11 protein-coding genes are annotated in these 13,437 nt (G+C 29.3%); 5 read left to right on the forward strand and 6 right to left on the reverse strand.

Features of this window, described 5'->3' with window-relative positions:
* Nucleotides 1-51 precede the first annotated feature (51 nt).
* Nucleotides 52-276: a DUF167 domain-containing protein gene (locus ABIN73_07225; GenBank protein MEO0269514.1), complete on the reverse strand. Its 225-nt coding sequence runs from the start codon at nt 274-276 to the stop codon at nt 52-54.
* 28 nt (nt 277-304) lie between these two features.
* Between ABIN73_07225 and ABIN73_07230 the strand changes: the two genes are divergently transcribed.
* The 5 genes from ABIN73_07230 to ABIN73_07250 all read left to right on the forward strand — a co-directional run bounded on the left by ABIN73_07230 (nt 305) and on the right by ABIN73_07250 (nt 4,943).
* Nucleotides 305-757, forward strand: coding sequence for a TIGR00725 family protein (locus ABIN73_07230; GenBank protein ID MEO0269515.1), 453 nt, complete (start codon nt 305-307; stop codon nt 755-757).
* Nucleotides 754-2,109: an MFS transporter gene (locus tag ABIN73_07235; GenBank protein MEO0269516.1), complete on the forward strand. Its 1,356-nt coding sequence runs from the start codon at nt 754-756 to the stop codon at nt 2,107-2,109. Before ABIN73_07230 ends, ABIN73_07235 begins: the two co-directional genes overlap by 4 nt.
* Nucleotides 2,106-3,569, forward strand: a complete 1,464-nt coding sequence (locus tag ABIN73_07240) for a hypothetical protein (GenBank protein MEO0269517.1) — start codon at nt 2,106-2,108, stop codon at nt 3,567-3,569. Before ABIN73_07235 ends, ABIN73_07240 begins: the two co-directional genes overlap by 4 nt.
* Nucleotides 3,570-3,712: 143 nt before the next feature.
* Nucleotides 3,713-4,276, forward strand: coding sequence for a hypothetical protein (locus tag ABIN73_07245; protein MEO0269518.1), 564 nt, complete (start codon nt 3,713-3,715; stop codon nt 4,274-4,276).
* A gap of 40 nt (nt 4,277-4,316) precedes the next feature.
* Nucleotides 4,317-4,943 carry a hypothetical protein gene (locus tag ABIN73_07250; protein ID MEO0269519.1) on the forward strand — a complete coding sequence of 209 codons (627 nt, stop codon included), beginning with the start codon at nt 4,317-4,319 and terminating at the stop codon, nt 4,941-4,943.
* Here the strand turns inward: ABIN73_07250 and ABIN73_07255 are convergent.
* The 5 genes from ABIN73_07255 to ABIN73_07275 form a co-directional block, all read right to left on the reverse strand.
* Nucleotides 4,933-6,687, reverse strand: coding sequence for a S8 family peptidase (locus ABIN73_07255; GenBank protein ID MEO0269520.1), 1,755 nt, complete (start codon nt 6,685-6,687; stop codon nt 4,933-4,935). The two genes, ABIN73_07250 and ABIN73_07255, sit on opposite strands and share 11 nt — an antisense overlap.
* Nucleotides 6,675-8,648 (reverse strand): hypothetical protein, encoded by a 1,974-nt coding sequence (locus ABIN73_07260; protein ID MEO0269521.1) that lies wholly within the window; start codon nt 8,646-8,648, stop codon nt 6,675-6,677. The genes ABIN73_07255 and ABIN73_07260 overlap by 13 nt, the downstream gene beginning before the upstream one ends.
* A 92-nt stretch (nt 8,649-8,740) precedes the next feature.
* Nucleotides 8,741-10,075: an amidohydrolase family protein gene (locus tag ABIN73_07265; GenBank protein ID MEO0269522.1), complete on the reverse strand. Its 1,335-nt coding sequence runs from the start codon at nt 10,073-10,075 to the stop codon at nt 8,741-8,743.
* 2 nt (nt 10,076-10,077) lie between these two features.
* Nucleotides 10,078-13,086, reverse strand: coding sequence for an amidohydrolase family protein (locus ABIN73_07270; protein ID MEO0269523.1), 3,009 nt, complete (start codon nt 13,084-13,086; stop codon nt 10,078-10,080).
* 12 nt (nt 13,087-13,098) lie between these two features.
* A partial coding sequence (locus ABIN73_07275) for a flavodoxin-dependent (E)-4-hydroxy-3-methylbut-2-enyl-diphosphate synthase (protein ID MEO0269524.1) occupies nt 13,099-13,437 on the reverse strand: 339 nt, incomplete at its 5' end.

Raw genomic sequence — 13,437 nt, forward strand, 5'->3', positions numbered from 1 at the left:
CAATTCTCTTTAATTTTTCCTCTCTATCATTTTTTACTCTTTTTATCTTTTTCATATTTTAATTTCAAAGATCTTATTCCTTTCTTTAAACCCCTTTATAATTCTTATTTTTGATTCAGGAACTTTAAAGTAATCTGAAAGAATCTTAATTACTTTTTTATTTGCTTCACCCTTTATAGGTTTTTCCCTTACCTTTATCTCAAAAGAATTTTCAGAAATTTTAAAAATTTCATCCCTTTTTGATTCAGTAAAAACTTTTACTCTAATAATCATCATATAAAATTTTAAACTTATAATTTAAATTATGCAAAAATTAATTGGTGTAATAGGTGGTTCAACCTGCACAAAAGAAATTTACGAGATTGCCTATGAAGTTGGTAAAAACATTGCTAAAAGTGGTAACATCTTAATCTGTGGAGGATTAAGTGGTGTTATGGAAGCAGCCTGTAAAGGTGCCTATGAGGCTGGTGGACTCACAATAGGTATATTACCAGGTGATTCAAAAGAAGAAAGCAATAAATGGGTTAAAATACCTATAACTACTGGAATGGGAATGGCAAGAAATATAATAATAGTTAAATCCTCTGACGGAATTATTGCTATTGATGGTGAATATGGAACACTCATGGAACTTGCAATTTGCAGTAAATTGAATAAACCCTTGGTAAAAATTAAAGTTCCTTTTAAAATTGAAGCAGGTATTGAAGAAAATAATCCTGAAAAGGCTGTTGAACTTTTATTAAAACTTTTAAAATGAATAAGAAGTCCTCAATCCTTATAATTGCCTGTATGTCCTCTTTTATAACACCTTTTATGGGCTCTTCAATAAATGTTGCATTACCAATCATGGGAAAAGAACTTTCTCTTTCAGCATCTGTTTTAGCATGGATTGCAACATCCTATTTACTTTCAGTTTCAATATTTCTTCTACCTTCAGGTAAAATAGCAGATATATACGGAAGAAAAAAAATATTTCTGTCAGGTCTCATAATCTACTCATTTTCTTCTTTTCTTTTATCCCTTTTTTCAAATCCCTTCTCTATAATCTTTTTAAGGGTAATTCAGGGAATTGGTGCAGCAATGATATTTGGAATGGGAATTGTTATATTGACAGAAGTTTTTCCAAAAGAAGAAAGAGGAAAAGCACTTGGAATAAATTCTGCTTCTGTATACACAGGACTTTCTTTAGGTCCCTTTTTAGGAGGAATTTTAACTAAGGAATTCGGATGGAGAAGCATATTTATTTTTAATTCAATTTTTTCTTTTATAACAGCAATTTATCTAATTTTGAGTTTTAAGATGGAATTTAAAAATTTAAAAAAAGAAAAATTTGATATTAAAGGTGCTACAATATATGGAGTTGCCCTATTCTTTCTTATTTATGGTCTTTCACTATTGCCTTCAAAAAATGGTATAATATTTTTTTTAATTGGTGTCTCTGGAACTATTTTGTTTTTAAATTTTGAGATTAAAAACGAATACCCTATATTAAATGTAAATCTTCTTAGAAAAAATTTAGTTTTTTCCTTTTCAAATCTTGCAACTTTTATAAACTATGCATCAACCGCAGGTGTTACATTTATTTTAAGCCTTTATCTTCAATATATAAAAGGTATGAATCCAAGGGAAACAGGAATAATCCTTCTAAGTCAGCCAATTGTGATGGCAACAATTTCCCCCCTTGCAGGAAGATTGTCTGATAAAATAGAACCCAGCAAAGTCGCCTCCTTTGGTATGTTTTTAACATTTCTCTCTCTTTTAATATTTACATTTTTAGAAGAAAATACAAAAATCCTATTCATAATTTTTAATCTAATTCTTCTCGGTTTGGGACTGGGAACGTTTTCCTCTCCCAATACAAATGCTATTATGAGCTCAGTTGATAAAAAATTTTATGGTGTTTCTGCTGGAATGCTTGCCACAATGAGAGTTTTGGGCCAATTGTTCAGTATGGCACTTGTTACCCTCTTATTGACATTCTATATAGGAGGTAAAAAAATTGTTCCTGAAAATTTTCATCTGTTTTTAATAAGTTCAAAAATAACCTTTCTAACTTTTAGTATTTTATCTTTTATTGGAATATTTATATCAATAAAAAGAAATAGATGATTAAAAAAGAAATTCTTTCAAATATAGAAAAAATAAACAATAAAAAGGAATTTGAAAAGTTTTTTTATAATCTTTTAAATTCCTATAAAAAACATAAATCTCTTATAAAAATATTAGAAAAAAAATTTGATATTATTTTTGAACGAATTGACCCTAAATTTCTTAAAGAAATATATTACTCAATTCCTTTATCCGAGGAAATTAAGCTTCTTTTTGCCAAAATTTTTTTTAAATATGGAGATTTAAATGAAACAAAAAATATATTAAAAAATTTAGAAAGTTCTTTTAATTCATTATCAAATTATAGCAAATATACCTTTATTTCCATATATTCTGCTATTCTTATTGAAGAAGGAAATATTAGAAAAGCTTTAGTCTATATAAATAAAGGACTTTTACATCTTTCTAAAAAATTTAAAATAAACTTGAAAATTTTAAAAAACGAAATAATCCGTTCATATTTCTCTCCTGAACTTCATTATTCAGAACTATTAAGCATCACAAAAAAACTAAAAGATAAAAGAAAATATCTATCTCTTTTAATCCAAGAAGCCCTTTTAAATTTTTATAAAGGAAAATTTGAAAAATCTTACGATTTAATTGAAGAAGGCATTGAGATTGCAAGAAATAAAAAACTTTACGATATTACTGTTATCTTTTCCTGTATAATGGCAAGAATTGAAAGATTAAAAGGTAATTTTGAAAAATCCCTTTCAATATTAAATTCCATCGAAGAATATTTAGAAAAAAGTGCCTTTCTTGGAAAATACTATTTTTTAATTGAAAAAACTTCTCTCTGTATAGATTGGAATAAATTTGAGGAAGCAAGGAATATAATATCAAAAATAAATGAAAAAAATTTACCCCCTCTTTTAAAAAGCTACTATTACTTATTACTTATGAGACTTGCAAGAAAGGAAACAAAATTTTATCTTTTCAATACATATTCTGATAAATTTTTTTCTTTTAAATTTTTAGAAATTGTGAAAAAATGGGAAGGTTTAATAGAAAAATTTCTTTTAAGTATAGAAAAATTTTCAGAAAGAGAAATTTTAAAATATATAGAAACTGTAAGAAAGAAAAAACTTATCTATTTTGAATTCCTTTTTGAAACTTGTCTTTTTATCTATTATCTTAAAAGAAAAGAAATAGAAAAAGCAAAGAGAATTTTAACTAACTTTAAAAGATACCCCGAGGCTTTTTTTGGTTATTTTAGAAGAGATGCTTTATTCTTTTATAGAACTATAAAGGAAAATAAAATAGATGAATTTATTTATTCAAATCATTATCTAAAAAAAATACTCATTAATATACTTTCTGACAAGGATGTTCTTTTAAAGGCAATCAAAGATAATGAAATTCCTATTGAATTTTTACCTGAAATAATAGTTGATAAGAAAATTTATTCAAAATCAATTTTCAAAGAAATCAGTAAGAAGGGTAAGGAAGCAAAAAAATAATAAAAGATATTTTGTATTATTTTCAAATTGAACCCCCTCCACTTACTATAAAACTCTTTGGAAATTTTGAAATAATTTTAGGTGAGGAAAAAATAATTCTTCAAAGAAAAAAATTAAGACAGTTTTTTAAAATCCTGGTTTTTATGAAAAACAGATGGGTAAGTAAAAGGAGAATTATTGAAATTCTTTATGGAAAATACTCTGAAAAATATGTCAAATCTATCTCAATTCTTTTTTCCTTTCTTAATAATGAACTTAATATTTTTCTTGAGAGAAATATAGAAGGTTACAGATTCTTAGAAAGAAAAAATGTTTTTATAGATTATTTTGATCTAAAAGAAAAAAGGAATATGGGTGAAAGCTTTTTTGAAAAAGGTGATTATGGAAATGCTCTTAATTATTTTGAAAAATTTATAAGTGAAACTGAAAATGAATTTTTAGAAGAAGATAAAGGAAATGAATTTTTTGATAATATTATTTCAGAACTTAAAAAAGAAAGAATAAAAGTTTTAGAAAAATTGGCTATAATTTATGAGAGTTTAAAAATTAGAGAAAAAGAAATAGAATGTTTAGAAAAAATTATAAAACTTGACCCCTATCTTGAATTTCCCTATAAAAAATTAATCCTAATATATGAGGAAATTAACGAAAAATTAAAGGCTAATTTAATTAAAGAAAAATATGAATCAATTGTAAAAAATTTGTAAATTTCAAAGCTTATAATCTACTATAAAAAGGAGGTTTAAGATGAAAAACATTATACTGAGTATAATGGCTGGTGGTATTACAAATTTAATCCTTTCAGGATTAATCATATCATCTTCTGGTTCCAGAAAAGAAGAAAACAAAATTTTTTGGATACAGCCTAAAATGGGCTGGGAAGTAAATTATGGAACAAACCAGATTTACGCTCTTGATAATTCTGGCGGAGTAAATCCTAATGTGGGTATCGGAACAGATAATCCATTGTCAAGATTCCACTTACTTGGTGATTTTTATAATCAGGGATTTGTGGGATCAAAAAGTTATTATGAACCCTCTGGAATAAGCTGGACTAATGTTGCAACGCTTAATTATACATCACATGGAACAGGAGAAGATGGTTCTGTTGTTTTAATATATGCTCACTTACAGACTAATGCTTCTGGAGGTGCTGTTGATGGATTTATAAGAGTTTTAAGAGATGGAACACCTATAGCAAGTGCTTGCGGAGGAGGATATTATGATATTTTGTATGGTCAATATGGTTACTTTGGTGTAACTCTTGTAAGTTATGATGAACCTGGTGCAGGTTCTCATACATATACATTACAAAGGGAAAGTGTTTTACCACAAAATGGTTATACTTTTTTCGTTATAGAACTTAAAAGGTAATAATTTTTTTAAATTTTTTTCTTTCTTTTATAAAATAAATTTTTCTTTTTCTTAAATTTTCATTTATTTTTCTTCCGGTTATATCATAAAAAATTATTATTTTATTTTCTTCTTTTTTAACATTTTCCTCAATATTCGATACATTAACAAAAAAACCGTATGTAATTGTTGGTGCATTTTCAGGGTCAAAAGATATATTATCTGAAAGGTCTTTTGCTTTCAAATAGTATCTTATAAAGGTAGGACCATTAACATTAGGAATCAAAAATAAGAATTTAGATAAAAAAGAATCACATGGAAAAAGTGAATCCCATGGTTCACTGTTAAATTTATAAAATAATTTTTTATTTTTCAAGCCAAACAGATCTTTAATCTCGGACCATATAAGAAAAGGACCAGAAAAATTTGTATCTGTCCATATTGTTGTGTTTAAAATAGAAGGTCCTACTGTATCACCTCCTCCAAGGGCATAAAAAGCATCTATTCTACCAAATCCATATAAAGTATCATAACCTCTCGTTCCTAAATCTTTTGAATAAATTCTCAGTATTTTCCTTATATTTTTAGTGGGTATCTTATGAGAAAGCATTAACGCAATAACACCTGACACATGTGGAGTGGCCATTGAAGTTCCAGCCATTCCTACATAAAAAAAGGTATCAGGTTTTGGTTTTGGAAAACCTATTTCCCTCATTCCAATTGTCTGTTGAACAACAAGGTCAGGAAAACCATTTCCATCTCTATCTATTAAATCTCCACCTGGCGCAACAACATCTATTGTATCACCATAATTGGAATAAAAAGTTAAGGAATCAGCTGAATTTGTTGCTCCGACCCCTATTACTTCTTTATATGCTGCAGGGAAATAGGGTTCGCGATAGGCGCTATTTCCTGCACCAGCAACCATTATTACCCCTTTTGAATATGCATATTGAATTGCCTCATAGAATATAGGACCTGGATCAACTGCGGATGCAATGCTCATATTTATAATATTACAACCGTGCTCTACTGCATAGTAAAGTCCATCTGTTACCCAATCAGTTGAACCCCATCCATAAGAATTTATAACCTTTATTGGCATAAGGGTTATGTTGAATGCTATTCCTGCAACACCTTTTCCATTATTCGTGCTTTCAATTATTGTTGCTGAAACAAATGTTCCGTGACCGTGATCATCATTAGGATGAAAATCATTATGGACAAAATCAAAACCGTTTATAAAATTAGCCCTATCAAAATCAGGTGCTTTTTTATACCAATCAGAATTTACTTCATCTCTCTCGTAAATTGGGACAGGAAAATCTTCAAAAGCACAACCTGTATCAAGAACACCCACTTTAACTTCGCTTTTTCCTCCCTGTTCAATATCCCAGGCTTGAAAAAGTCTTATTTTAGAAAAATGCCATTGATAAGAAAGATAGGGATCATTCGGTATCCATTTTATATCATGAAGAGTTATATACCACTTAACATTTGGCTGAACATACATAACTTCACTTTCAGTTTTTAACTTATCGATCATCTTTTCTATATTTTCTTCTGTGAAAACTGTATAAAAATTCCCATATTGGCTTTTTCTTAATATCTTTAAACCATTTTTAGAAAAAAATTCATCTTCCTTCACACCTTTTTTTAATTTAATCAGAATCTGATTTTCCACATATGAAGAGGAATTTTTCTTAACATCTTCTATTTTTATAATTCCTAAAAGTGTAAATAAAAAAAGTGTTACCTTACACATAGCATTTTTCTTATTTTTTTATTTTTTTCTGAATTCAGCACAATAAAGTATATTCCCCTTTTTAATTCTTTAAAGGAAAATTCATAAACACCTCTATTTACTTTACCCTCTAAAATTTTCTTCATTAACCCCCCATTAGCCTTATAGATTTTTAAAGATATAAAATCCTCTTCAGGAACAAATAAGTATAACTTTTTATTTTTTATATCTTCATTAAATACAAGTTCACCTCTATTAACTAAATTTTCATCCACATTAACATAGTTTGCAATAAATTGATAATACTGGGTCGGATTAGAGGGATCTCTTCCAACATTCTGGTTATTATCCTTTGCTTTTAAATAATATCTTATTATAGATGTTTGAGTAATAGGTGGGATATGAAAATGAAAAGTATCACCTTTAACAGAATCATAGGGAAGTGAATCCCATGGATTAGTAAAAATTTTAAAGTATATTCTTGCCCATTGTATACCAGCAGGATCTTTTATAACTGATTTTACAGGGAAAGGTCCATTAAAAGTAGTATCACGCCATACTGTTGTACCTGTAAAAGAAGGGGGCATATTATCAATAACATTAAATATATAAACTGAATTAGGAGCATTCTGTGGATCGTATCCAACATTTCCATTATAAGAATAATCTTGAGCCATTAAATAATATTCTATCACTGTTGGAGGAATAACCTGAGGTATTTTAAAATAATAAGTGTTCTCTTTTACTGAGTCAGGAAATTTGGCATTATAAGGACCACTTCCCCCGATTCTATAATATAATAAAGCAAAATCTATACATCCTCCAGAATCTATAATCGTAGATTTTACTGGATAGGGACCCGCGTAAGATGTATCATGCCATACTGTTGTGTTGTAAAATTTAGGTGGAAAATTATCCTGCTGGGGATCAATAAAAAAGAAAGAATAAGTATTTAAAGGAGCTCCCTGTGGATCTGTTCCCCTATTATGATTAGTTGAATTGTCATATGCTACAATATAATAATTACAAGTCACTGGTGGATTGACCTGTGGTATCGTAAAATAATAAACATTGTTTTTAACACTATCATGATAAACTCTAACCCATCCTGTATTAGAAAATTTATAATAAAGTGAATCAGTATAAATTCCTGAAGGATCTGTAATTTTACTTTTTACTATGAAAGGACCATAACAGGAAGAAGAAAAAAGTTCTGTTTGGGAAAAAGTGGGTGGACTTACTTCATTTAATGTTGCACTTTTAAGTCTTATATATCTTTCAGCTGTTGTAAAATAAGGATTCATTTCAGGCGATTGACTCATAATGGTAGCCGCTGAACCAAGATTCGGGACAACCCATTCATAGATATACCTATACTCATTTATTATTCCGTAATCATCATAGGCATGATATCTCTGCCTAATTACAAGACATGGATAAGGACCTCCTAAGGGATCAGGTAAATAAAGAATCCCCTCCCTGACAACTGTATCATTATATTCCTCATGAACAACATCCCCATAAAATTCCCAATTGTATTGAGTTATCCAGTTAGAACCAAGTTGCATTGGAAATTTATAAGGTATCCAGTATGGAGAATAATTTATCTGACCATAAGATTGATTGTAAAACCCATAAACATACATACCATTTGAATTTTCTGATTCATACATATAAGTTAAAGGCTGACCTGTTATTTGTTGTCTTTCAGCAAACTGAGAACCAGGAGGTGGATTTCCTGGAACATTTGTCAAATCAAGTAAAGTACTTGTCCAAACTTGAGCAGTTGGTCCTGTCTCAAAATGCCATACATTAGTCTGGTTAATTAAAGAATCCATATTAACAGCAATAGGTGAAGAATTAGCATACCATTGCCACTGATTTCCTATCTGATTCAATCCATATGGCCAGTTTGACTCATTTATTATTGTCTGAGATTTTAGAGATAAGATACATACAATTATAATTATTAATTTTTTCATTTTTTAACCTCCTTTTTTTAATTATAATCTATTAAATTTACAAATTTTTTACAAAAAAGAAACTATTTAGCTTCAATAAAACCCTTTAAAGATTAAGGACTATCTGAGATTAACCCTGAATCTTTATATTTCTTTAAATACTTCTTAAAAAGCAAAGTTTGTTTACTTTCAAGATCAACTTTTTTACCCTGAATAAATGCCATTAAAACATTCGTCTTTATATCAAGAGGATTACCATCTGTAACTATTAAAGTTGCATCCTTACCCTTTTCAATTGAACCAACTCTATCCGATATACCGAGAATTTCAGCAGCATAAATTGTTATTGACTTTATACCCTCTTCTAAAGGCAAACCAAAAGCACAGGCAGTACTCACCTTATAGGGAAGATTCCTCGCATTACTCGCTGAAAAAGCACTCGCTGAATTTGCTATACAGAACTTAACACCTTCTTTATAAAGTTTATAAGGCAAAGTAAAAGGCTCGTCATATGGGTCATCTTCTCTAATAGGATTTGTGTGTATCCCTGTTATTATTACAGGAATATTCTTACTCTTCAATTCGTAAGCCAACCTCCATGAATCGTAACCCCCAACCAAAATTAACCTAATATTTTTAAAATTACCAAAAAAATCAAGAGCATCTCTTATCTCGTAATACCCATCAGCATGAATAAATAGGGGCACCTCACCTTTTAAAAGTGGGATCATTGCTTCAAACCTCTCATCTGTATCATAAAATTCACCTAATTTTTTATCAGAATACTTAGCTTTTAAATAGGAATAAGCATCCTCAAAAAATTCCTTGATCTTTTTAACCTTTTCTTCATATTCTTTTAAAAGTTCTTCCTCTGATTTTGGTCTCATGTAAAATCTGTATGAAAACTCCCTTTTTGAAGGCCATTTGAGATGAATTCCTGATATGCTTTTTAAAACCATATCCTCATTTGTCCAACCATCAAGCATTATAACTGATGAACTACCTGTTATTATACCCCCTTGAGGAACAACATTACTTATTAAAATTCCATTTGCCCTTGTAACAGGTAAAAGTTCACTATCAGGATTTATCGCGACCTCTGCCCTTGCATTTGGGTTAAAATCAAGAACCTCAGCATAATCAAGAGTTGCCTCAATAGAAGAAATCTCGATAAGTCCTATAATTGAATTTGCATCTATAAAACCTGGATAAACATGATTCCCTTTAAAATCTATAATAACAGAATTTTCTGGAATTTTTATTTCTTTACCGAGATCAACAATCTTACCATCCTTAATTAAAATCTGACCATTTTCAATATCTCCATTTGTAACTGTATGAATAAATCCGTTAATAAGTGCAAGATATCCTTTTTGAGGTTCGCCGGGAATCTGAATATTTGAATAAAGTAAGGAAACTAAAAATGAAACTATAAATGTTTTTTTCATTTTTAACCCCCCATTTTAAATTTTTCAAAAGATGGTTTAGATTTTGTTTTATATTTATTATTGAGGTAGTAATTAACAAGTTCCATCTTTAATTTTTTATCCCTTTCCCTTAATTTTAAATCCATTTCTCTATCAAAAAATTTTCTACCCTCAATATAAACTTCAAGAACCTTACTGAAAGGTGAAAGAGGGTCATTATCCCATATAACAAAATCTGCTTCCTTCCCTTCTTCAAGAGAACCCACATATTTATCTACACCTAACTGTTTAGCCGGATTAATTGTAATAAGTTTTATAGCTTCCTCTTTTTTTAAACCCCCATATTTAACTATTTTTGCTGCTTCAGAATTCAACCTCCTTGCAACTTCTGAAAAATCAGAATGAAGGGAGGTCAAAACACCTGTTTTATACATAAGATAAGCGCCATAAGGAATAGCATCGTAAACTTCAAATTTATATGCCCACCAATCTGAAAAGGTTGTAACAGAAAAACCTGCTTCTTTTATTTTCTCTGCAACTTTATAAGCCTCAAGAGCATGTTGAAAACTAACATTTTTTATCCCAAATTCTTTTGCGAGATTTATAAACATTAAAATCTCATCTTGCCTATAAGAATGAACCCATGCAAATCTTTTATTCCTTAAAACTTCAAGTATTGCCTCCTTTTCAAGATCTCTCCTTATAATTTCTCCCTTATCCTTTAATTTTTTCTCGTAATCAAGGGCAGCTAAAAAATTATCCCTTATTATTTCTCTCACTCCCATTCTTGTTTTCGGATATCTTTTAGTTGGGATTTCCCAGTTTGATTGTTTTGGATTTTCTCCAAGAGCAAATTTAAGTAGAGGAGGAGCCTTTTTATATAAAAGTTCCTCAGGATTTTTAGAACCCCACTTTAATTTAATAACAGCACACTGACCGCCTATTGGGTTTGCTGAACCATGAAGAACTGCCGTCATTGTAACCCCACCTGATAAAACCCTATAAATTTCAATATCATAAGGATTCAAAACATCTTCAATTCTCACCTCAGAAGTAATTGCATCACCTGACTCATTTACATCACCTGTTACTGCTATGTGAGAATGAGGATCAATAATTCCGGGTGTTACATGCTTTCCTTTTCCATTTATTATAATAGCATTTTTTGGAGGCTCAATATCTTTTGAAATCTTTTTAATTTTCCCATTTTCAACTAACATATCATAACCTTCAAGAATACCCTTATCACTTGCAGTCCATAAGGTAGCATCCTTTACAAGTATATATTGAGGGGTTTCAGGTAATTTTTCGTAACCATAGGCAGTCATGGGAAAGAAAAATTCAACATCCTCAAATTTTGTAAGAGTTTCTTTTTTCTCCTCTTCCTTTTTTATCTTTTCCTTAAAATTCATCTGAAAATCAAAAATTCTTCCATCAGGTAAAATCCCTTTTCCGATAATTATTCCATCTTCAAACTTTCCACTTAAATTTAAAAGTCCTTCAAATCCAATCTCTTTACCATTAAGAACAAGGTTAATGTGGGCAAAATCAAGTTTAATCTTATCAATATTTATTTTTTTATCACCATAAATGAATGTTCCAGAGTATTTATCCTCTGTTCCCTTTAATTCAATTTCTCCTTTGATTTCCTTTTTTTCTATATTCAAAACAATTTCCCATTTACCTTCTAAATCAGGAAATTCTTTTCTAATTATAATTCTTTTTCCATCAATAAAAACTTCGTAAATTTTTCCTTCTTTAAAAATATCACCATCAGTTATTAAAAGATGGGCAAGTTTACCTTTTTCTATTGATCCCATTTTATCATCTATTCCAAGTAGTTTCGCTGGTATTTCAGTTAATGCTTTTAAAGCGTATTCTTCAGGAAAACCCCTTTCTATTATCTTTTTTAAATTATCCCAGAATTCAGAAGGACTTTTTAATCCATAAGTTGTTAAAGCAAATTCGATTTTATTTTTATAGAGTAAATAGGGGTTATAAGAAGAATATTTATAATGTAAAAGTTTACTTAAAGGAATATTTAATGCCTCTTCAGGTGTTTCAAATTTTAAATCCTCTTCAAAATTTAAGGGTATTATTATAGGATTTTTAAATTCCTTTAAAAGTTCAATTTGCCTGTATTCATAACCTGATCCAAGGACAGTATAATCAAGATTAAATTCTCTTGCTATTTTTTTTGCCCTGTAAATATAAAGATCATCCTTTGTTTCAAAAATTACCTTCTTTTTACCATAAAGGAAATCCTCAAGGTCTTTTAAATTCTTTATAAATTCAGGTTTTTTCTCACTTTTATTTTTCTCGTAATTTTCCCATACCTTTTTATGCCATATAACATCATAAAAAACTTGTCTTATTAAAGCAATAGCACCCATAAGAGAATTCGGATAATCTTCATCTTCTTTAACATCAAAACTTATATGTTCAAAAACATCCTTCTTTAAAAGGGTTAAACTTGGTTTCTCATTTAAAAGGGAAAAAAGACTACTTTTACCTTTAAAAATACCCTTTTCAGGAACAAAAAGTGCTGCTGTAAAACCATTTGAAACATAATCCTTTATCATCTTTTCATCAGGAAAATATATATCCGCTATATCTACCTGAGGATTCACATTATCATTCCAGTAATAAACACCCTTTTTAATTTCCTTTTTTTCCTTTGAGCCTGGAAAAAATGAGTAAGTAGAACCTGAAGTAGTTTCAATCTTCTTTTCACCCTTATAAATAAAATAGGGTTCTATAAATCCTGGATAAACCCATTTTCCTTTAAGGTCAATAGCATATGCATCAGATGGTATCTCAATATCCTTCCCCACCTTCTCAATAATCCCCTTCCTTATCACTATTTTTCCATTTTCAATTACTAAACCTGACTTTACTATTATTTTAGCATTTATAAGTGCATATACCATAGGTGGATTTTCTCTTATACCAAAAGTTGGGCCTATTTGAGAAAAAAGAAAATTAAAAGTGATTAAGAAAAATAGGAGTTTTTTATATAAACTTTTAAACATATTACCTCCTTTTTAGTTATTTTTGATAAAGTTTTCAATTTCACTTATAAGTTCCTCTTCAGCTTTTTCAATTTCAATACTTTTTTTAAACTTACCTTTAACATAAATTGCAGCTTTTTTTTCACCAATACCTGGAAGGGAAAGACCAATATCAGCAAATTTTGATTCACCTGGACCATTTACAACACAACCCATTACAGCAACTTTTAAATTTTTATACCTATCATCTACCTTTGATTTTTCCTCGAGATAGAGACTTACTTTTTCAGCAATTTCCCTAAAATAAGAGGATTTTGTTCTTCCACAACCTGGACAGGAGGTAATTTCTGCCTTAAATCTTCTTAAACCAAG

This window comes from candidate division WOR-3 bacterium (genome assembly GCA_039804025.1).
Lineage (GTDB): Bacteria > Hydrothermota > Hydrothermia > Hydrothermales > JAJRUZ01 > JBCNVI01.

Bases quoted from the DNA above. Each gene is read 5' to 3' on its own strand.
- ABIN73_07255 (MEO0269520.1), bottom strand. From the start codon at position 6,687: ATGTGTAAGGTAACACTTTTTTTATTTACACTTTTAGGAATTATAAAA.
- ABIN73_07265 (MEO0269522.1), bottom strand. From the start codon at position 10,075: ATGAAAAAAACATTTATAGTTTCATTTTTAGTTTCCTTACTTTATTCA.
- ABIN73_07225 (MEO0269514.1), bottom strand. From the start codon at position 276: ATGATGATTATTAGAGTAAAAGTTTTTACTGAATCAAAAAGGGATGAA.
- ABIN73_07245 (MEO0269518.1), top strand. From the start codon at position 3,713: ATGAAAAACAGATGGGTAAGTAAAAGGAGAATTATTGAAATTCTTTAT.
- ABIN73_07270 (MEO0269523.1), bottom strand. From the start codon at position 13,086: ATGTTTAAAAGTTTATATAAAAAACTCCTATTTTTCTTAATCACTTTT.
- ABIN73_07235 (MEO0269516.1), top strand. From the start codon at position 754: ATGAATAAGAAGTCCTCAATCCTTATAATTGCCTGTATGTCCTCTTTT.
- ABIN73_07260 (MEO0269521.1), bottom strand. From the start codon at position 8,648: ATGAAAAAATTAATAATTATAATTGTATGTATCTTATCTCTAAAATCT.
- ABIN73_07230 (MEO0269515.1), top strand. From the start codon at position 305: ATGCAAAAATTAATTGGTGTAATAGGTGGTTCAACCTGCACAAAAGAA.
- ABIN73_07250 (MEO0269519.1), top strand. From the start codon at position 4,317: ATGAAAAACATTATACTGAGTATAATGGCTGGTGGTATTACAAATTTA.
- ABIN73_07240 (MEO0269517.1), top strand. From the start codon at position 2,106: ATGATTAAAAAAGAAATTCTTTCAAATATAGAAAAAATAAACAATAAA.